This window comes from Pedobacter kyonggii (genome assembly GCF_004310665.1).
GTDB lineage: Bacteria > Bacteroidota > Bacteroidia > Sphingobacteriales > Sphingobacteriaceae > Pedobacter > Pedobacter kyonggii.
Map to the genome: position 1 here is coordinate 158486 of NZ_SIXF01000009.1, position 20086 is coordinate 178571.

General features: G+C 44.8%; 25 protein-coding genes. 4 read left to right on the plus strand and 21 right to left on the minus strand.

Going from position 1 to position 20086, the window contains the following annotated elements; translation table 11 throughout:
• Positions 1-10: 10 nt before the first annotated feature.
• The 16 genes from traK to EYS08_RS11940 all read right to left on the minus strand — a co-directional run bounded on the left by traK (position 11) and on the right by EYS08_RS11940 (position 12006).
• On the minus strand, positions 11-631 hold the full coding sequence (gene traK, locus EYS08_RS11865) for a conjugative transposon protein TraK (protein ID WP_131030234.1): 621 nt from the start codon (positions 629-631) through the stop codon (positions 11-13).
• A gap of 3 nt (positions 632-634) precedes the next feature.
• Entirely contained in the window at positions 635-1774 is a 1140-nt protein-coding gene (locus tag EYS08_RS11870; RefSeq protein ID WP_131030235.1) for a plasmid transfer protein, read from the minus strand.
• A 2-nt stretch (positions 1775-1776) separates the two neighbouring features.
• Positions 1777-2547 carry a hypothetical protein gene (locus tag EYS08_RS11875; protein ID WP_131030236.1) on the minus strand — a complete coding sequence of 257 codons (771 nt, stop codon included), beginning with the start codon at positions 2545-2547 and terminating at the stop codon, positions 1777-1779.
• The gene (locus EYS08_RS11880) at positions 2544-3209 is read right to left on the minus strand and encodes a hypothetical protein (RefSeq protein WP_131030237.1); all 666 of its coding nucleotides are present in this window, start codon (positions 3207-3209) and stop codon (positions 2544-2546) included. Before EYS08_RS11880 ends, EYS08_RS11875 begins: the two co-directional genes overlap by 4 nt.
• A 2-nt stretch (positions 3210-3211) precedes the next feature.
• Entirely contained in the window at positions 3212-3865 is a 654-nt protein-coding gene (locus tag EYS08_RS11885) for a hypothetical protein (protein ID WP_131030238.1), read from the minus strand.
• Positions 3862-4527, minus strand: a complete 666-nt coding sequence (locus EYS08_RS11890) for a hypothetical protein (protein WP_131030239.1) — start codon at positions 4525-4527, stop codon at positions 3862-3864. Before EYS08_RS11890 ends, EYS08_RS11885 begins: the two co-directional genes overlap by 4 nt.
• 11 nt (positions 4528-4538) lie before the next feature.
• On the minus strand, positions 4539-6983 hold the full coding sequence (locus EYS08_RS11895; protein ID WP_131030240.1) for a TraG family conjugative transposon ATPase: 2445 nt from the start codon (positions 6981-6983) through the stop codon (positions 4539-4541).
• On the minus strand, positions 6958-7260 hold the full coding sequence (locus EYS08_RS11900; protein ID WP_131030241.1) for a DUF4133 domain-containing protein: 303 nt from the start codon (positions 7258-7260) through the stop codon (positions 6958-6960). Before EYS08_RS11900 ends, EYS08_RS11895 begins: the two co-directional genes overlap by 26 nt.
• Positions 7261-7263: 3 nt before the next feature.
• The gene (locus tag EYS08_RS11905; RefSeq protein WP_131030242.1) at positions 7264-7569 is read right to left on the minus strand and encodes a DUF4134 domain-containing protein; all 306 of its coding nucleotides are present in this window, start codon (positions 7567-7569) and stop codon (positions 7264-7266) included.
• Between the two features lie 29 nt (positions 7570-7598).
• A complete protein-coding gene (locus EYS08_RS11910) occupies positions 7599-7913 on the minus strand; it encodes a DUF4134 family protein (RefSeq protein WP_244215936.1) in 315 nt (104 codons plus the stop codon).
• A gap of 10 nt (positions 7914-7923) precedes the next feature.
• The gene (locus EYS08_RS11915; RefSeq protein WP_131030243.1) at positions 7924-8247 is read right to left on the minus strand and encodes a hypothetical protein; all 324 of its coding nucleotides are present in this window, start codon (positions 8245-8247) and stop codon (positions 7924-7926) included.
• An 11-nt stretch (positions 8248-8258) separates the two neighbouring features.
• Positions 8259-8906, minus strand: coding sequence for a nucleotide-binding protein (locus EYS08_RS11920; protein ID WP_131030244.1), 648 nt, complete (start codon positions 8904-8906; stop codon positions 8259-8261).
• Between the two features lie 49 nt (positions 8907-8955).
• Positions 8956-9942 (minus strand): relaxase/mobilization nuclease domain-containing protein, encoded by a 987-nt coding sequence (locus EYS08_RS11925; protein ID WP_131030245.1) that lies wholly within the window; start codon positions 9940-9942, stop codon positions 8956-8958.
• Entirely contained in the window at positions 9939-10331 is a 393-nt protein-coding gene (locus EYS08_RS11930) for a plasmid mobilization protein (protein ID WP_131030246.1), read from the minus strand. Before EYS08_RS11930 ends, EYS08_RS11925 begins: the two co-directional genes overlap by 4 nt.
• Before the next feature lie 134 nt (positions 10332-10465).
• Complete coding sequence (locus tag EYS08_RS11935) at positions 10466-10675, minus strand: ATP-binding protein (RefSeq protein WP_131030247.1); 210 nt, start codon at positions 10673-10675, stop codon at positions 10466-10468.
• Between the two features lie 383 nt (positions 10676-11058).
• Positions 11059-12006, minus strand: coding sequence for a toprim domain-containing protein (locus EYS08_RS11940; protein WP_165456436.1), 948 nt, complete (start codon positions 12004-12006; stop codon positions 11059-11061).
• A gap of 727 nt (positions 12007-12733) precedes the next feature.
• On the opposite strand from EYS08_RS11940, the gene EYS08_RS11945 reads away from it, so the two are divergent.
• Positions 12734-12925, plus strand: a complete 192-nt coding sequence (locus tag EYS08_RS11945; protein ID WP_131030249.1) for an AAA family ATPase — start codon at positions 12734-12736, stop codon at positions 12923-12925.
• Positions 12926-12960: 35 nt separating this feature from the next.
• Entirely contained in the window at positions 12961-13284 is a 324-nt protein-coding gene (locus tag EYS08_RS26655; RefSeq protein WP_394343110.1) for a DUF4143 domain-containing protein, read from the plus strand.
• A 287-nt stretch (positions 13285-13571) separates the two neighbouring features.
• Here the strand turns inward: EYS08_RS26655 and EYS08_RS11955 are convergent, their stop codons facing one another.
• Positions 13572-14855, minus strand: a complete 1284-nt coding sequence (locus EYS08_RS11955; protein WP_131030250.1) for an MFS transporter — start codon at positions 14853-14855, stop codon at positions 13572-13574.
• Positions 14856-15351: 496 nt separating this feature from the next.
• Complete coding sequence (locus EYS08_RS11960; protein ID WP_131030251.1) at positions 15352-15630, minus strand: helix-turn-helix transcriptional regulator; 279 nt, start codon at positions 15628-15630, stop codon at positions 15352-15354.
• Positions 15631-16223: 593 nt separating this feature from the next.
• Between EYS08_RS11960 and EYS08_RS11965 the strand changes: the two genes are divergently transcribed.
• Together EYS08_RS11965 and EYS08_RS11970 are read left to right on the plus strand one after the other, a co-directional pair.
• Positions 16224-16874: a Crp/Fnr family transcriptional regulator gene (locus EYS08_RS11965; protein WP_244215937.1), complete on the plus strand. Its 651-nt coding sequence runs from the start codon at positions 16224-16226 to the stop codon at positions 16872-16874.
• 4 nt (positions 16875-16878) lie between these two features.
• Positions 16879-17118, plus strand: a complete 240-nt coding sequence (locus tag EYS08_RS11970) for a hypothetical protein (RefSeq protein WP_131030252.1) — start codon at positions 16879-16881, stop codon at positions 17116-17118.
• Positions 17119-17156: 38 nt separating this feature from the next.
• Here EYS08_RS11970 and EYS08_RS25720 read toward each other — a convergent pair whose 3' ends face one another.
• The 3 genes from EYS08_RS25720 to EYS08_RS11980 form a co-directional block, all read right to left on the minus strand.
• On the minus strand, positions 17157-17318 hold the full coding sequence (locus EYS08_RS25720; protein ID WP_165456437.1) for a hypothetical protein: 162 nt from the start codon (positions 17316-17318) through the stop codon (positions 17157-17159).
• A gap of 488 nt (positions 17319-17806) precedes the next feature.
• The gene (locus EYS08_RS11975) at positions 17807-18082 is read right to left on the minus strand and encodes a helix-turn-helix domain-containing protein (protein WP_131030253.1); all 276 of its coding nucleotides are present in this window, start codon (positions 18080-18082) and stop codon (positions 17807-17809) included.
• Between the two features lie 287 nt (positions 18083-18369).
• The gene (locus tag EYS08_RS11980) at positions 18370-19800 is read right to left on the minus strand and encodes a hypothetical protein (protein WP_131030254.1); all 1431 of its coding nucleotides are present in this window, start codon (positions 19798-19800) and stop codon (positions 18370-18372) included.
• Positions 19801-20086 lie beyond the last annotated feature (286 nt).

Below are 20086 nucleotides of genomic sequence, written 5' to 3' on the forward strand. Positions count from 1 at the left end.
GTGTTAAATTTTAAAATGGGTTTTTGGTCACATTGGAAATGTCCCTGTTTTCCAGTGTCTTCCAACCTGTGATGAGTACTCCGTGCGGATTGTTTTCCGAACGGGCCGAAAGGTCGCTCAAGTGCCCTTCGGTCAGCAGCGAACGGGTAATGACCGAACTGCGCCGGTCGATCCGCTGGGTGCCGTAATAACGGAAATACCTTGTTTTTTCGTCCAGAAAAATAGAATCTGCCTGGATGGTGAGCACCGCAGAGGAAGAGAGCACGGAGGAAAAAAAGCTGCGTTCCTTCAGGTTATTGTACTGCTGGACACCGCTCTCATCGATCAGGTACATGGCCTGTTTCATCTGGCTTTCGATATATTTTTCATCGGGGATCAGCGAAAAGAAAAGGCTGTGGAACCTGGCAATATGCGCGCGGTATTCTGCCCCCCTGTTCACCTGCACCTCTACCCTTTTGGCCAATAGGGGGATATTTCCGTTGTCCAGCAGATAAATACCCTTTCTTGCATCACTCACCTGGCGATAGGCAAAGAAAGAGACAATGGAGGCTATACTCAGCGAAAGGATAAAACTCGCCAGGCAGAGAAAAGTAGCAAGGCGTACCTTGCTTTCAATGTTGCGGATCAGCATATATTATCCTCCAAGTGCCTGAGTGGCCATACTACCCATCCTGCTTGCCCCCGATCCCATTGCACTCGCCGCGGAACTCACCCCTGAAGTGGAGACGATCCATGTCGAGATACTCGGCACGGTAAACATTGTCAATGCCCCGATGATAAAGGTGATGATCACCATACCAAAGGAAAGAACGCCGTTGGCTGCAAACCAGCTCAGTTTTTCCATACTTGCCCCAGAGCTGCCCAGCAGTTCCTGGTACCTGGTGATCTCGGCCTCCAGCGCATAATGCTGAAAAAGTGAGGCTACATACATCACCAGAAAACCGATCCCCGAATACAGGTTAACCGAAACAAAGCGTGCGATCCAGCTGGAAAAGGAATCACGGAACATCGGCAGGATACTGGCCGCCACCGAAAAGGGACCAAGGATGATCAGTATGGTTGAAAAAATGATCTGCATGATAAAGATGATGTATGCACTGATGCGCAGGATCCAGACCGCAAGGGTTTCAAGTAGCGAGGTCGCCAGCAGCTGCAGAGAGATCTGGAGCCTGTTGCGCATTTCCACCACCGGGTTCCAGACCTGTGAGAAACCCTCCTTGACCGAACTCTTGACCGATTCCCATGCATGTTCATACCAGCTGTCGGCCTCCTTACTGGCCACCTCGGTCTCTGCCTGCACCTTGTAAAGCTGATCGGCCACTTCTATCATCAGTTTTGCCCGTTGAAGGCGCAAGGAATTGATATTTCCCTGGTTCTCTTCAAAAAGTGCCGCAGTCCTGTTCTCCACGATCTCTGCGGGAAAGGCCACGACCTTAGTGAATACCGGCCACCATAGGATAACCATCGAAAGCCCGAAGGGCCGGAGCAGGGGCATAATTTCGAGTTTTTTATCCCCCGAGATCATCTCATAACTTCTAATGGCAAAAAAAATGAGCATAAAAATGGCACTGAGCGCCTGCGCATCGGCAATGAAAGCATCATAATGGGTCCAGATGGCAGACTTCATCTGTTTTAAAAAATGCATCATACCATCCTCGTATACCCCGTTCCCCTGAAGAAAATTGAAGGTATCTTTAAACGAGTCCGGTACATGCACTGGTGTGATCTGCATTAAAAAACCGGCGGTGCCGGTGAGAAAACTTAAATGCTGCATAATCATAGTTTTGAATGTTTTAAAATCCTGTCAGCAATCTCTATATCGCTCCTGGTCCTTGGGGACATCCCCTCTGCCCGCTGCTCAATGGCCTTGCTGCGCTGCCGAATGGAGATATGCTTCCAGACGTGGCGTTTCTTTGCTGACCAGGTGCCCTCCAGCGCGCGGTATTCGCTGAGCAGGCGCTGATAAGCCAGCAGACGCTCGCCGCGCTGCAGGGTGGTTTTTCTGGTGATATTCAGCCGCTCGAGGAGGCTTTGCTGCTCTTCCCGGTACCACTGGTATACCCCGGAGGAAACCAGGTATTGCCTTTCCTTTTCCGAGAGACCATCCAGGCTGTTTTTTTCAGCTAAGAGCAAAGGGGAAAATTCCCTTTTGTAGTAGAGCTGCCAGAGCGGATCAAGGTCGCTGAGCAGACCGGAATATCCCGAGGCTTTCTTTAGCGCTTCACTTTTGAGCGTATCGCTGTGCAGCTTATACTGCTGTTCGGCACTGGCCATAGCCAGTGCCAGGCCTATGCGCTGGGTCTGTGGGCCCTGGGGGCCTAGCGGGCGCAGGTCGGTCTTCGGATAATTGGGATGCAGCGCCCAGGTCATCAGGTAATAGGGATTGAGTCCCAAAAAGCCCGGCCTTGGGCTAAACTTATCTCTGTCCCACTGTTTAAAGACCATGCGCTGCTGCTGGGCAGTAACAGCCTGGTCGCTGATGAGCTTCTGGGCACCGCACAGGCAGCCCCACATGCAGAGCAAAAGGGTCAATATAAAATTTTTCATTTTTTCTTGAGTATTTTATAGGTTAGCAGCAGATTTTCTACCGTCCGCTTATCGGTATTGATAAATCCCGAAAAAGGATTCGCCGAGCGCCATATGCCGTTGATTTTGGCCCAGTACATACATTTTTTTATACTAAAAAGCAGTGCCCGGATGGTTTTGAGCTCAAGGGAGATCTTTTTGAGCAGCGCATCGCGTTTGGAAAAATCCAGCAGTAGATCGGGCCCCTCCTTTAGTACCAGCGCCGAAACCTCACCCGCTAGCCTGGTTCCCCGTGCTGCCATCTGGGCGCATGTGCGCTCAGCGAAAAGCAGCAAATGGGGAGCAGAACTGGCCATTGTCAGCACTTCCCTGCTCTGGGTAATGATTTCCAGGCTGAGCTCCCCAATCTGCCGGAGCGACATGGCATTTTTCAAGCCCTGATCCACCTGGGTCAGCGAGCGGTAGATAAGCCGCTCGGTCAGGATTACCGAGCCAAGATTCAGGTGGATCTTTCCCAGGCGGTCATCGATATCCTGCAGGGCCCGGCCATGACTAAGTTCGGCCGAGATGCGTGCTAGATTGTTTTCTGTTACGCTTTTCAGGTGGCCCCGGTCAAGTACGATCCGCTGGGCGGCGCTGACCAGCGCCCCAAGCAGCAGAAAAAATAGCAGAATGGCTTTCATGGTTATTTTTTTAGGGTTTTTATCTTTTGCAGGATACTATTGGCCAGGCTCTGGTCACGGTCGATAAAACCGCTAAAAGGATTTTTTTTCAGTTGCCATTTTTCTTTTGCGGAACTAATGACCAGGAAAAGGCCGCCAAGGGTCCCGCTAATCGAGCGCAGTTCGGAAATGGCATGAGAGAAAAGAATTTTGCGATCACTCTGACGCATCTGGGCCAGATCTCCCATACTCAGCATAAGCCCGTACAAATACCTTAGCAGCATCCCGGACCGATCTGCCAGGTCAATCTGGGCAGATAGCGCCATGGGGATCAGCAGAGGATCATCAGCGCAAAGTGAGAGCAGTAAAGCCTGTTTTTGATAGATCTCGGATATCAAGGGAGTGGCCTCAAGGCCGAGTTGCAGAAAATTTACGGCATTCCCTAAGGAAGAAAAACGTGAATTGATCTGCCGATAACGCATTTTAAGGGTGTTCATAGCAGAGCGGTTCATCTCCTCATTAACAGCGGAAATCCCTTGCTTATCCCTGGCCTTAGCCTGCAGACTATGCTCGGATTTACTTATTGCTACCAGTTGGTGCAGCAGGGCAATATTGATCTGGGCACGCGCGAGCTGGCAGCTAAACAGGCCAAGGATAAAAATTGTGGTGATTTTCATGGCCTTAAGGTTTTAGCGTTCAAAAGGATATTATCTGCAATGCGCCTGTCCAGATTGACAAAGCCGCTGTAGGGATTGAGTGAATTCCAGAAGCCGCGCTGCTTTGCCCAGTACATCGAGCGGTAGATCCCGTAGACCACTCCCCGGAGTATGCCCATCTGCTGCACGATCCTGGCTAGTAACTTGGCGCGTTCCCCGGAGTCCATCAATCCGTCCTTGCCGCCTTTAAGTACAAATCCCGATACTTCACTGGCCAGCGCAGTTGCCCTGACCTTGAATTCCCGGCCGCCACTTTCGGCAAAAACGAGCAGGGCAGGATTATTTTCGGCCAGCTTTACCGCTTTTTGGGCATCCTGAAGGATATCTCCTGAGATCTCATAAATATCCTTTACAGAAAGCAATGATCTCATCACTGTTGATACCTCGCTGAGTCCGCGGTAGATGTCCCGCTGAAGATCGTTTGCCACAGCCAGCTCACCGGTGACTGCCAGCTGGGCTTTCTGGATCAGCGTCAGCCGGTCATTGGTTTTGTTCAGCTGTGAATTCATCGCCCCCGATCCCGCCGCCACCGCTGCCGAGGTGGCAGGATCGAGGTAGATCTGGGCAACGGAAAAAAATGTAGATAGGAGTAGAACTGCAAATAAAAGAATCGATGTTTTCATGATTATGGTTTTTAAGTGGATGAAGAGTTGATGTAGGCTACAAAGCCCTCCAGGGAAAGGCCTGAGGATTCAAGGTCAGCTATAAAGGCATCAAGGCCTTTCTGGTAGGATCCCATGCGGGAGATATAGTATTCGAGCGCCTGCTTTTCAGGCTTTTCGGTCGAAAAAGTGATGTATTGCCGTATTGAGACCTCTACCCCATAGACCTCCCCGGTCATTCCCCGGCGGATATAAACCTCCTTGAACCTTGCCCTGCCCTGATGGTTGTCCAGGCGGTTGATGGTAAATATCTTTTTCTGCTCGGTCTCGCTCAGGGACAAAAGCGAGGCGATTTGCGCATAGTTTTCTTTGAACTTGCCCTGGTCCAGCAGGCAGATGGTATCGGAATTGCTGATGATACTGTCCTTGATGATCGCATTCCCGATGATATCTCCAAGTTCCTGGGTAACCACGATGGCCTCGCCCCAGAATTTTCTGACCGTTTTGTACATGTATAAAAGGTAGGAGGCCATTAGCGGCGATGCGATCGCTTTCCAGGCCTCCTCCAAAATTATCGCTTTGCGCTGATGGTTACGGTGCCGCATTTTTTGCAGGAAGACATCCATAATGATCAGGGTAACAATGGGAAAAAGCACCTTATGCTCGCGGATGGCGTCGATCTCAAAAACAATGAAACGCTGCGAGAAAAGCGAGGAATCCACCTGCTGGTTGAGCAGTAGTCCGAATTCTTCTCCGCTGCAGAATTTTTTGAGCACATAGCGGTATTCATCCAGATCAAAACTGATGCGCTCATCTTTTCTGATCTGAGCGATCTTTTCGCAGGAGTAATGGTAAAAAGAATCAAAGCATAAAGTTCCCTCACCTTCCCTGCCTGAAAAATGATCGGTATAATAAGCCGAGACCACGCTGGAGATCACCGTATCCTCGATCTGGGAAATTTCTCCTTCAGACCCGCGCAGCAGCAGGGCGATGAGCGTTTTGATAAAATCTTTCTTTTCCAGGTTATATTCCGCCCCTGAAATCGCAAATGGGTTCATCGTAATGGGATGCTGTTCAGAGTAGGTCAGGTAGCTGCCGTTAAAATAGGCACAGAGGCCACTATAGGAGTGCCCGGTATCCACGATCACCACATCCATGTTATAGCGCATGTACTGTTCGATGAGTGCGTTCATGAAAAAAGATTTTCCCGATCCCGATCCGCCCAGTACAAATTTTGAACGGTTGGCAATCCTTCCACTCCTCATCGGAAGATCAGCGGGATCAATGCCCAGCGGAATCCCCCTGCGGTCGGTGAAGCGGATGAGGAAATCTGACTGCTCGCTTTCCTGCAGCCGCTCTTTAAATATCAAACAGACAGCCGCCTCGCAGCTCAGCAGGAACCAGTCGTATCCTTTCAGCGATATCCCGTTACCGGGCAAAGCCGAGGAGAAAAGTTCCAGCTGGTTGTAGGCATTTTTTGAAGGGATGATCCCCATCTGAAAAAGGGAAGCTTCCACAAAATTCACCGCCTTCGATAGATCTGCGTGCCCAGCGCAGACCACCAGGTTATAATGGGCATTGATGAGCAGCTGGTTTTCCCTGGCCACCTCCACTAAAAGCTGATCGATATCCTCCAGGCACATCTGGTTGGCGGGACCGGGCAGACCGGCGTGCCGTCTGCGTTTGAGTCCGAGCCTGCCAAGGGTACTTGCCTGTGAGGGGATTTCGATGAGCTGATTGTAGATCATACACTGGTAAGCAGGCACATGGTGGAGAAAAGAAAGGTTATCCATCGGGAAAGCACTGAAAGCTTTACCATCGGTCTTTTCCTGATAGGTTCCAAGTCTGGAAGGCAGATCAATCGAATCGATATCCACCAGCGAAATACTTTTTATGCGCTGCTCCCCGAGCTCAAGGTGGGTGTCACCGGCGAGGATATTCTCCAGGGAAACATGAGGGGAAGAAAAATCCATCGCCAGTATGCGTTTGGCGAAAAGCTGGATCTGCTGCCCTTTGAGCAGGACCGGAGAAAGGCCGCTCTGATCCATCAGATCAATTACTTTGCTCACCCTGGAGATAAAATCAGCCTGCGCGGTGGCCTCATATACATAGAACCTTCCTGCTTTGATGAGCCTGGTCAGGGTAAGATAGGTATCGATTACCGAATAGCGTCTACCAGAAAAATGGCTGTCGTAACTCTGTTGAAGGAATTCTTCCTGCAATTTAGCCTGAAAAGTGCCCATTGAAAAGATATCCTGCTTCTGGATGATATGGCCTTCACCAAGGATCTTGATGATATTGACCACTAGCAGATGAAAATCCTGATATTCCGAAGCATCAGCAGCATACTGCAGTACAGGATTGCTCATTTTAATGACCAGCGAAAAATCCCCGCGATCCGAATAAAGCAGATCATAACCAGCCTGGTTGATGATCCCTGCATAGGGAAGCTCAAAAGTGCTGTTTTTTGTTTTCATAGCTTATTTTTAGTCTTGACGGCTGGATAAATATGCCCCGGTCACGCCGCTTGGTATGCAGCCCTTTTTTCTGGTGAAAAAAGATCAGCGAAAACATCACAACGATGCTTAAGATGGTCACCACACTACCCACATACATATTGATAAATGCTCCGCTTAAGCCGCCCAGTAGCAAGCCACCGGCCAGTGCAGCCGCACCCCATCCGATGAACCTTCCCTTCAGGCCTTTATAGCTCAGGGGTTTCTGCAGGCCTTTGTAAATTGGATACTGTCTCATTGCTTACACCCCAAAAAATGCCTTGATCACTACCGAGACGAGCACCAGGAAAATACAGGACCCTCCCCAGCTCATCACTTCCTTACTCACGTCCCGGTCGCCCGAATTCCATTTGATATACACGATTACCCCTCCGATCAGACCGACTACCGCGCCGATAGCCAGGATCAGGTTTCCCACCGGATCGACATAACTGCTAAGGGATGAGGTGGCGGCATTGATCCCGGTCGTTCCACCGCCCTGGGCAAAGGATTGTAAAGCAAGCAGTAGCATGGCAGCTGAGGCAGCCCATGATTTTTGAGTGTTCATAAATTAATGGTTTAAGGTTGATAAAAGAATTACAGCCCGAAAAGCCCGCGAAGAAAGGTTCCGGTAAGCAAAAGAAAAAGACAGGAAAAAAACCAGCCCATAACCTGTCTATCGATATGGTGCCTTCCCCCCTGCCAGTTGATAAAGACCCTTAGCCCGCCAAGCAGGCCGGTTATAGCGCCCAGCATGAGAACCAGATCAGAAAAGCCGCCGTAATAGCTGTGCATCGTTCCACTAACCTGGTATAGCTCCGCAATCCCCGGGGGATCCTGTGCGTAACAGGCGCGCCGGCCGGCCGCTGCCGTAAGCAGCAGCACGGCTAAGAATTTAGCTTTCTGCATCATGGCGGTGTTTTCAGGAGGGGATCTGTGAAGAAAAAATAGCAGCATCCTGCAGGGCGCCGTTCATGGCCTCTTCCAGACGCATCCCTCCGGTCGAACTTATCGGCCCGGAACTCATCACCCCTTCATTCTCCTGCAATGCTCCGTAGTCTGCTGTTGTTTCCTGCAGGGATGCGTCAATGGGTTCCTCAAGCGCTGAGATATTGATCAAAAGGGTTTTCTGCTCGGTTTTAGGATAACTTCCAGAAGGAAGAAAGAGGTCAAAAAGGAGATTAAGGGAATAGTAGATCAGATAAAGGATAGCGATAAAAAAAATAAACTGGCCTGGGTTTGTCATTTGATTTGTGTTTAAGGTTTATGGATAGATATATTTTCCCTTAGAGGCAGATACTGTGAATAGATCAGTTCCAGCAAGGGAGCACACCTTTTGAGCAGCCTTGCATCCACGCTCATCGAGCTGATGCGCTGAAAGCCGATGTGCTCAAAGATGCATGGAGAGACCGGGGCAATCTGGCGGAGCACCTGATCGGTCTCTTCCCTGAACTCATAGCTGGCATTTGAAATGACCCGGTTGGGCAGGAACAGTAGTGGGATCCCCTTTTTGATCCTCCGTGCAAAACAGGCAAAATAAATGCTGGCATTCAGGGTCGGTGTATCATAGCAAAAAGGACAGATGAGCAAATCCGGGGCAGCGAAGAGCTGCACCATGTGCTCATCATACAGCAGTGAGGGAAATTCCAACAGTATAATAGCGCCTTTTTCTTCAGCTAACCTTGAAATCAGCAGTCTGGCATGGGAGAGATCACAGGTGACATACTCCATTGGAAGCTCGTGCTCCAAAATCTTTGAACGCTCAAAAAGCAGGCTCAAGGTTCCCTTTTCTTCCATTGAAATCAAAAAGACCTTCTCTTTCTTTTCCGAAAGGTAACTGGCCAGTAGCAACAGTAGCGTGCTCTTGCCGGTGCCGCCTTTTGCATTTCCGATTGCGATCACCATATTTCAAGAAGATTAAGTTTACAATAAGGCCCAGCCGGCAAAAAACAGGCTAACGCTGATAAACAGCCCTTTGTTCCAGAGGCTTTTCTATAGGTGGGCTACCGATGAACCTGGAGAGTTCCATGATCTGCTGCCCGTCAAAAAGCTGGAATTTACGGTGGTCTATGATAGTAAACCCGGTCAAAGCGCCCTGGGAAAAAAGATAGCAGACCTCAAGCCCTGCTGCCATGAGCAGAAAGTCTGCAAGATCTGACCGGAAGGCCTTTATTTTTTTCCAGCTCCCTCCAGCGCCCTTTTGATAGACCGGCTCTACCCCATTATTGTGGATCTGGATGGCAGATAAAATAAAGGAGCGGATCTCGCGCGCCCGGGTGAGGTCAGGGATGGAGCTGGCGAGACTGAGCTGCATTTTTTCGGCATTTAACCGAAGAAAGGTCTTTCCGAACTTACGGATGAGAAGCTGCTGTTTATGGATAAAAAAATGGTAGCCGCTTTTTTTAAAAAGGAGCTCAAGCTGAAAAATGCTGCTGCACCGGTAATCCATTAAACGCTGGATATCTGTTTTGAAAGCCTCAACCTCATCAATTCCACAGATTTTATTCAGATGGGTGACCGCTCTATTGCGGTCAAAGGAATCAGAGATCTTTGATCCATCTATCCGCACATCGGTAGAGACAATATGCACGTGGCGGTTATGGGTGTCGGTATGAAAAAAAACCAGGTAAGGCTGATCAGCATAGCCCATTTCTCTAAGCCATTGTTCTGAGATCTTCAAGAATTCTGCTTTGGTCAAGCTATTTCCAGCAACGGAGAGTACCGCGTGGAACTGATCATAGTGGCTTTTGCTGTTTAGTGAGGCCATAGCCCCAAAATAATGTTCTAAATCGCTGGTCTGGATAGTGGAATAGGCGCCGAGTAATTCCAGATTCCTCATACATAACAGCTCGGCATCCCCCATGTTTACTTTATCCATATTGTAGGAGATTGCGGGAAACCCCTTTGAGGTGGTAAAGAGCCGTACGATAAGTGATTTCATGGCATTTTTCTTTTGTGGTCCATCCTGATGATCAGCATTTTAATCGCCTGTTCCAAAGATTTCTGCGCAGCCTGGTAGTCCTGAATGATTATCCCGTACTCTTGCGGTTCTTGAGCGGGCAAACTACCATTTCGCTCTTCAGGGTATATTTTGAGCTGCGAGAGCAAGGACCTGATCTGTGCCAGGTCTTTACCGATCTGAACAAAAACACCCAGAAGTTTTGAAGGATCAACATCAAGTAAGCTGCCATAGATAATCTTGCGTCTGATCAGATCAGATGTGGTAATGTTTAAGGCCTGGGCAAATGAGCTGAATCTCTGATATTCCTCATCACTTAAATAGCATCGAACCGGACAGGATCTTAGGCCGCCTTCCTTTCTTGGTTTCATAGCGGAAATTTTAATGGTTAATGATAATCTCCTTTAAGAGATAGCCTTTGGTCTAGGCTAAGAAATTAAAGAAAAGGCTTCAGTCCATGTTTTTGGAATTTGTGGAGGGATAGGATTGCCGATCATCCGGGCGATCACGTTTCTGAAATTCTCAAGTTGCTCCCGAACAGACGCATGGTGTACCCAGAGAATTCACAAATAATCTGTTTGCTATAAAACTGCCTGATAAGAAAAGTTTTACCAACCCTCCTCCTGCCATATATAGCAACAAGCTCAGCTGCTTTGCTCGTTAAAGTATCTTTCAGCTTTGCTTTTTCTTCTTCCCTGCCGATTATTGTATCCATAATACCGTGGTTTATTATGTTTCCCTTGTCATATATATATAGTTTTGGCGAGCTATCCAAATCGATAGCTCGCCAAAACTATGATTTCAACACCACTTTTGGCGAGCTATCCAAACCGATAGCTCGCCAAAACTATCATTTTAATGCCGCCTTTGGCGAGCGATCCACCGGATTTTATCGTGCCAAATGCACATAAGAGCTTCTTCTCACTTTTATTGGAAATTTTTCGCCTTCATCTAAGTTTATGCTTTCAATTTAATAAACTTCATCTATTGCATGTTTTCCACGGTTATGTTAAAAGCTTCTTTTGTTTCACTAAAAGTGACGAAGATCCGCATAAGCACCCTTCCATTTAAAACCGTTGGGTAATAAGGCAAGATAACTTACCTCCCTTTTCCTTTGAGAAACGAACTTTGCTGCTGATCCGGCTGCAACTGTTTACCGGAGATACCTTGCTGGATCTTTTCATTGTAATCATTATATCCCTTATAAATTTCAGACCGGTCTATTGTCCCCGGTAGTACTTTCAAAAATTCTGTACTGGCCTTTCTTCCTGAGGGGTCATGATCAAAAAAAACCTCTATGGCAGCATAATCAGCGGCGAAGTGGATCGCGGGCTTTAAAAAGGCGACCGAATTCAAGATCAGGATACTGGCATCACCATTGGGATGTTCAAGTTTCCAGCTCAAAAAATCCATCATGCCCTCAAAAATATTCAGACTGTCTCTGTTTCCTTCAAGGAAAGTCATCGACTTTTTCCCCAGACAGCCCTTAAAACGGCTGTTTCTCACCTCCCATCCGCCCAGATTGTTCTGCCAACCTGCGGCAAACAGTTCCATCCGTTTGCCATTGTCTTTTTTGATGCTGTAATAGATCTCTTTAAGGTAAGGGCCTGAAACTGCTGAAATTCCCCTTTGTTCAAGGTAGGCGCTGACCGCCGGGTTACTGCCTGTTTCCTTTACTTCCCTGATAAGGTAGGACGGGTGTTTTAAGGGGATTTCTATCTGGGCAGGTTTTGCTTTTTCGGGTAATCCCTCAAGACTACCCGAGATATCTGCAAGCCTTTCCATCGCTTGCCCAAAATGCAGGCCTGGCCAATAAGCAAGTGCAAAATCAATAATACTGCCTCCCTTTGCCAGTCCATGGTCATACCATATACCCAGCTTTTCGTTCACGCAGAACGAGGGAGAGGTATCATTGTCCCTGAGCATCGAGAGATAGAATAGTTCGCCCCCCGATTTCTTCAGGGGCTCAAAACCAAGTTTTGAGAGCAGGAAAACCAGATCGGTTTCTTCTCTTAGTTTCCTCAGATCAAAGCGGTGTTCTTCCATTATCTTTTTTTTAAAGTCGAGGGAAAGCATTCTATTATATATAAAAAATGGGTCAGCGCAACCGCCAACCCATTTTCCCCGGACAGTAGTGTCCGGTAGATTATTTTCGGAATTACTCGCGTCGATTTCTACAAACCGGGCCTTCGCCTGCCAATGCGCTTTCGTTATATTGATATGATCTCAACTTCGCAGAATTTTCTGCCGTAGCAGAATAATGTTTCATTCCTGTATGTCAAAGAACGGGTGCCAGGCACCCATCCGGCTTTTACATTGGAAAAACCGGATATATTTTCTCTCGCGGGAGGTTCCGCGACGGATGTTTCTGTATTCATGGCTTAAACTTATGCAGCAGCTAAGCGCGGGGCAACTTTTGAAGGAAATTGACGGATTTTGAATGTTTTGTGAACGGAAATAGACAGATTACCTGGCCGATATACTGTCCTGGTCTATCTTCGGACATCAGTACTTCTCGGCAGCAGAAAATTTAACTACCTCTATACCGTGCTAATTCTCTGAAATAAAAATTAGACATAGGTTTTATGCGCTATTACCGCTCTGGGAAGCCAGCCCGGATTTCTTTGGATTGCACAAGAAAAAATGACCGTCTTAAACTATGCAATTTGAAAGTTTAACTTTGAAATTACATGGTTTAAGACCAGCAATTAGTGTAATTTAAAAGTTAAACTTTCAAATTACACTAATTTTGTACAATTTCAATTTTACAGATATGATCACACGGGAATTAAAAAACAGGCTTGTAAATGCACTTGCAAATGTCCCTGTTGTTGCCCTATTGGGTCCTAGACAAGTAGGCAAAACAACATTGGCACTTCAAATTGCAGAACAGATATTGAACAAGGAATCAGTGTATCTTGATCTTGAACTGGATACAGACTTGAATAAACTGGATGACTTTTAAATATCTCAAACTTCGAGGACCTGCTGGGTCATCCAATTCTAGGAGCAAGCTGGGAGGGCTTTGTTATTGAGAATATAATTGTTCAGCTTTCTGGAAAATGGCAATATAGCTACTACAGAACTACAGCGCAAACTGAAATCGACCTGGTATTAGAGGGGCCTGATGGACAAATATGGGCAGTAGAAGTAAAAAGATCTTTAGCTCCAAAGGTTGGCAAAGGGTTTTATTCCGCGTGTGATGATATTAAAGCAACAAGCAAATTTGTAGTTTATTCCGGAGTTGAACGCTACCCGATGTCCAATCATACAGAGGCAATAGGTCTTACAGATTTTTTGCAATTGTTGGAAGGAGCAAGTTAACTTTAGCAGATCAAAAACAAATTTAAACAGACCGCTACAACTTACCGCGAAGCCAAGGCAAATGCCTCTAATCATATCTTTTACTCATACTCAGCCATTCTTCCACTAGGCAGTTTAATTTTATCCGCAGCCAAAACATGCACAAATTACATGGTTTTGGCTGCGGATAAACAGAATCACATCTTACTAAAGATCCTCAAGCCGCCACGGATCAAGGTAAAATGTTTCAGACAGTACAGACTAAAAGCATCCCCGTAAATTATGGCAGCATCAGAGCCAAGTATCGGCTACCCTCCATTTACCATTTGTACAGATTTGCTCTTTTTTCGTGAACGCAGGTATATAACCAGTCCACCGAAAGCTACAATCAGTAATATGGGAATAATCAGTGTTGCCTGCAGGATTTCAGGGCCAGCCAGATTTTTGGCATTGGCAAGCGCCTGCCCCGATGCTGAACTTTCGGGAGCTTTTAAATAAACATCAAGCGAAGCACCGGAAGGTAAATGTTTAACGATGAGATTATCGTAAAAACTACCCATAAACATCGTATAGATAGAAACAGCAAACATCCCAGCACCGCCCATTAGGTTTAGGCCCAGAGCTCCTGATTTAGGGACATTCTCGGCCACAAAACCGATCATAGTCGGCCAAAAATAACAAACACCAATTCCAAAGATAATGGCAGCGAAGAAAACGGAATTTCCGGTAAAAGTGCTCAGCATATAAAGTCCGGCTGCAGCAAATATTGCCGATAAGAGCAGCACACCCTGAGGGGCAAGACGGTGAACCACAGGTTCGGCAAAACCGCGGCCGATTACCATGATCCCAGTAGTCAGGGTAAGCAGTAAAATGGCATTATCTGTTACGTTTTTCAGTAGTAAGCCGATCCATTGACCGGTAAACAGCTCGGTAATGGCCGTACCGAACATACAGATGAACATAAAAATAAACAATGGAGAAAGTACTGCTTTATACATATCCGAACTAGAATAGCCCGATGATACCCTTTCGGTAACCGGAAAATCTAACTTTGAAAACAGGTATCCGTAAATTAAAGTAGGGATAATCATCATGGCAACCTGCACCTTCCAGCCCAGTCCGAGCTGAACAAATAAGGTAACCAGCAAGGTACCGATCACAATACCCCCAGGAAACCATAAGTGAAAATGATTTAAGCGGGTGGTTTTATTTTCCGGGTATAAGGCAGCTACCAAAGGGTTACAGGCGGCCTCTACCGTACCGTTGGCGATCCCGATTAACAGGGTAGATAAAAACAGGCTCCAGTAGCCCTGAGCAAAAATGGTCAGCACAATTCCGGCCAGATGGAAGATAAAAGCCATCACCAGCAAACGTTTCATGCCGATCATATCGACCACAAATCCTCCCACCACAATTGCCAGCGGAAACCCCCAGAAGGCAGCAGCGGTAATGGTGCCTAGCTGGCCCGTAGTTAATTGAAAATCGACCCCGAGCTGGTTCATGATACCGGCACGGATACCGAAAGAAAGGGAGGTGACCAGTAAGGCAAGGCAGCTTGCCCAGAATAGTTTGGTTTTTTGAATGTTAAGCATATGTTTAGGTTTATATTTGATTTAAAATTTGGTTATCTGCGGTTGTTCCGATGCACTTGATAGCCAGCCGCTTGCTTTTACTTGTGAGATCCTGCTCAGTACCTGCACAAAAGTATCAGTCGCAATTAGTTTTTCATTTTGCATGAGTTATTTGATAAGGTAAATTAAATATTTTTTCTAAAAAAACAATCGATTGCTTAGAAATAAAATCTGGAGACTGCGGCCAATTCGTTATGTTGATGAACTACTTGAAAATAGGAACACCCTAATGCTCGCAGAAAACGGAATGAATATAAACCTGATAACTGAAAATTCATCAAATATAGTTTAACCTAAAGGTCTCAACTTAAGAAAAAAGCCAATTGATAACCCGTTTAAAAAACGATATTTTTTATCGGTAGTAAGATTATCTAGAATTAAAGATTTCGATGGACTGGAAGTTTCAAATGATTAAGGATACAAAGTAAAAACCCCTGCCAAATCCATATTTAACCCCTCAGATCCGGCCTCTTCTTCGACTCTCTTGAAGCTGCCCTAAAAGCTGGCTTTTATAACATCTTTCACCACCTGGCATTTTTAAAGGTTTTATCGTTCCATCTTTTACTTTGCGCCTATATGTGCTCTCACTGATGCCGAGATAATCCTTAACCTGTTGACGGGTCATTAGCTCATCCTGAGGAAGCTGTATCCCAGCTGGGTAATTTGCCTTGTAGACCAATGACATCAGATGGTAGATTTTTTCCAGTGTATTAATGAGATTATCGATCTTATCCATAAGTTCATTTTTGAAATTGAAGGAGTCCTTTACGAATTTTGGGCGCCTCTGTTAAGTAATGTAAAGAGAGTAAATGCCGTAAATGAAGTAAGAAAAAACGTCTGGTGAAACATAACAAAACAAGATGTACACGTTTAAAAAAAACATCCATGTCTGACAGGAAAACATTAATAAGCTAAAAGAAAAGAATCATTGATCTGTGCCACAATCTACAGTTCATGAAAATTCTATTGCCAAATGAGTCTGATCTGCTCAAAACACCAGGATGACCGGCATGGCTTCTGGCAAGGGCTGTCTGAACATGTGTAAGTCCGGTCTTCAATTTTTCCGGCGGATTGGAAATGGAGTCTGTTTCCCTGATCTGTTCTGCTAAATGGGCAAACATTTGTTCTGATAGTTTCTGTAGATGCATAAAACAACTTTTTAGGTTAATACTTTGAGCAGCAGTTAATCAGATGCCGGAGAAATACAGGATTCCCCTGCCTTTATGAAATAAAACCTCAAAAATTCCGTTAAAAAAATACCCTTCCGACAGAACAATATTAGCCAGGTAAATGCACTGAAAAGTTGATTTGTGACACAATCGACATGCTATGCAGAAACGCCCTATTCAAGAAGCCGATTTACTGGAAACCTTGAGTTTCATTGTACCCCTTCCTGCCCCCTTCCAAGACAGGGTAAACCAGGAGGTGATCACCGAGAATTTTAAACGCAAACACCTGTTGCTCAGACCGGGGGAGATTGCCCGGAGGCTGTACTTTATCCGCAGTGGATTTTTACGTGCCTTTTTTATTGACGAAAATGGAAAAGAGTGCACCACGTGGTTTATGGGAAAGGGAGATCTGATGATCTCGGTTTACAGCTTTTTCACCCAAAAACCAGCTCATGAATACATAGAAGTACTTCAGGACTGTAAACTCCAGTCCATCAGCTGGCAGCAACTGAACGCATACTATGCAGATTTTCCACAAGGGAATCTGCTGGGCAGGATCGTCACGCAGAAGTACTATATCATGAGTGAGGAAAGGGCGATTTTCCTGCGTAGCCAAACCCCGACATTGCGCTATGAAAAATTGCTTGAACACTACCCCGACATAGAGCAGCAGACGAGCCAAAACAACATCGCCTCCTATCTTGGAATTTCCCGCGAAACGCTAAGCAGAATCAGGCGTAAAAAATTGCAAATGTGTCACCAGACACAAAACGGCGAAAATTCAGCACCTATCTTTAACTATAAAAATTAAGGTTGTGAACGCAAAGCTCAAAACTACAATGCTGTTTATTCTGGTGATCTGTGCATGCCAAAAAGAACCGTTCAACAATAAAATTGTAACTAACGAAGTAAGCAATATCTCGATATCCCTAGATGAGGCCAAAAACTTTATGGCACAAGTTGACAAAGACAGCAGTAAGGCCATGGCAAAAATCAAGGTTGACTGGAAACTTCAACAAAAAATACTGTATAGACCAGTCCATTGTCTGTTGTAAAAAGATAAGAACCAGAACCAGAATCAGATTTGGTGAAGTTATATAGGGCTGACAAAATTGATGCCTTTTAATTTAGACAAGTCTTTCCCCTCGCGAATCGCATTAACAATACGCTTCTTGTCCTCAATCATTTTAATCAAAGGATTTGACTTGGATTTTTGAATATCCTTGCCCTCAGCTATGTTTATTTTGCGTGACATTATAATACAAATTTAATTATTATTATTAAACACAAATACCATGCTTATTAACTTTAAATAAACCGGTAAAACATGGCATTGATTATTTCAAACCAAGGAACCGCTACGATTTTAATGGAGAAACTTTAGATCTAGGCAATGCCATTACATGGAATCGTTCACATTTCCTGAAACATTTTTTCTAAAGACTCTTTACGCTTTAATAGCACTTTTCCCGTCAATAAAAAAATGTGATAGTTCCATATGTTTACAGAAACTTTGAGCCCATGAAGCTAAGCCAAAATAATTTGAAATAAGAAATAGAAAATAAAGTTTGATTTTATTCATCACAATCTAACTTATCGGTAAAAACAGTTAAGTTGGGGAGACTGACTAGTCATTCCTGAGCAATTCAGATGGCCGCTTCACCCAATGGATAAGTGAAATCTAAACTGATAGGATCAGCAAGATAAATGCCTTGAGGTTTTATTGCTGCCTGCTCATATTTACTAAATGTTATCACTTAGCGGATGATCAAATCCGTCGCTAAAGAACTCAGCAAGGGTAATATCCAATGCTGAAAGCACTTTCAGCAAAGATGAGAAATACAGATCTTCCCCATTTTCATAGCGCCAGAGCTGCGTACGGTTAAGGTCATGTTTAAAGGCAAATTTTTCATAGTTCCGTTCCCCTTTCGCTTCCCTAAGGGAACGAATCCGTGCTCCGACCAATTTCAGAACTTCCTTTATATGCTCGCTCTCCTCTTCGTTTTTGGCTCTACTCATAACGTAAAGTAAACCAAAATGATGCGCGAGAGGTACTCTTAAAAAGAAACAGCACAATAGATACATCTTATTAGAAACAAATTTATTATCTTTATAAAGCTGCAGATATTAAAAAAATATGGAAAAGGAGGAATTATTACAGACCCCTATTGACAGACTTGGTTTTAGTACAGAATTCTGTAAAACTTGTAGTTCGATGCATTTCAGCACAATAAACGATATCACATCTCTTGTGCCTGAACAACTGATAAATAAAGAAGGATTTAACTATAACTGGCTGGGGGAACTCAGCGCATACTTAGATAAGAGAGGACTGTTGCATTTATTGCAACGGTCATAGGAAAAAAATTACGGTTGATCCGCTGAACCATACGCTGTAACAGATCCCGCACGCGTGCGGCGGTATGCTGATCAATACTATAAAATTCTTTGCTAAGGCTTCCAGGCGAAATAACAGCCTGTCTTTTGCTTTGATAGTGACCAGCGAAACATTTAAAAATAAACTGAAGGTTTTGAGTGGCGAAAACACTTTCTTCGTACAGTAAACGAATCAGGCAAGACAGGTGAGCAACTGACATTTCCACTGGTATCTTAGGAACAGGAACTTCACTCCCTTTGCACAAAGATTTTTCTGTTATCAGAATTTCTTCCGTTAACCAATTTCCTATCATGGATTTTATGGAAGGCCACGAGGGGTCAAAAGCTATATTTTTCACTTCAGGAGATGACATAATTTCTGCTTTTTGCTCAACCAAATAATTAAGTCTTTCCTGCGTACCCCTAAAGTCGCCAAGAGCGTTCCAAATCGTATCCTGGTAATAAACAAAAAAAGAAAGGTTATTGAAATTTGAGCGAATAAGCAGAGAAACAAGTAATTTTTCTACGTTATCCGAATCATAATCAAGTGAACCTAATTGACAAATAATACATCCGAAATAACACAATGAACGAAAGGTAAATTTTACTTTTCCAATATCCTCGGACATTATATTGAACCATTTTAACAGGCAGGCTATCAGAGCAGCATTTAGGCTGCTTGACTGCAACGTTTTCTGGATCGCACAAATATCTCCCGTAAGTTGAGGAACTAATCGTTGATGGTAAGTTCTAGGCGCAATCGCATCTTCATTGAAATAACTGGAATAGTATTTCCGCAGATGATCTATAAGTGCTAAAAGTTCATTTTGGGGAAGTAAATATTTTTCAGAATCGGGGAAATTAGATAATGTAGTGGAGATGGTTGAGATGATATCGAGATGATAATGAAAATAACGCACCAGGCTGCACTCCGGCATATTGGAAAATAATACTTCTTCCCATGCTTGATAGATTTGCCCAAACCGAGTTTTAAGATCAGTTTGGGCAGTTTTATTGCTGTCGGAATATATTCGCTCAATTAATATTTCTTCTATATCCTGCAGTTCATTCTTAAGCATAGCGGAGATTTTCTGGTGCGTTACACAGACTCGTTTTATTTTTTGAAGATATGAGTGCTGGTTATCGTACCAGTAGCGGATGTGGTATCCGTTAGTGATGTGTCGCCGTTGCGTTGAAATGTCCTGTTGTAATGACTGTAAGTCTGTGTTCTTTTTTGCGGAAGTTTTTTGGATTTTCTCATGATTTCTATTTTTTATGTTTAAATTAATATGAATTTGATATGAATGCACATTTATTACAGATCTCCAATGTTTCGAGGTATAAACAGCTATTTTAGCCATGAATTTATTTAAGTTTCCAATCAAAAAATTCTCCTTTAACATACTTGCGATTCATGTTATTTGTTGGGCCACCTTCATAGCGTACGAGCTTTCAATAGTATATTTCACCATCGGAACCATAGAAAGGCCTTACATCTATTTGGTTTATTATCCTATTAACATTTGTTTCTTCTACCTCTATGTGACTTTGTTGAACCATACAGTCATTGGGTGGAAGCTCAATTTTTTTAAATTGATTATTGGATATTTCTCATTAGCTGTCCTCTATCTTCTGTTAAAGTATGCA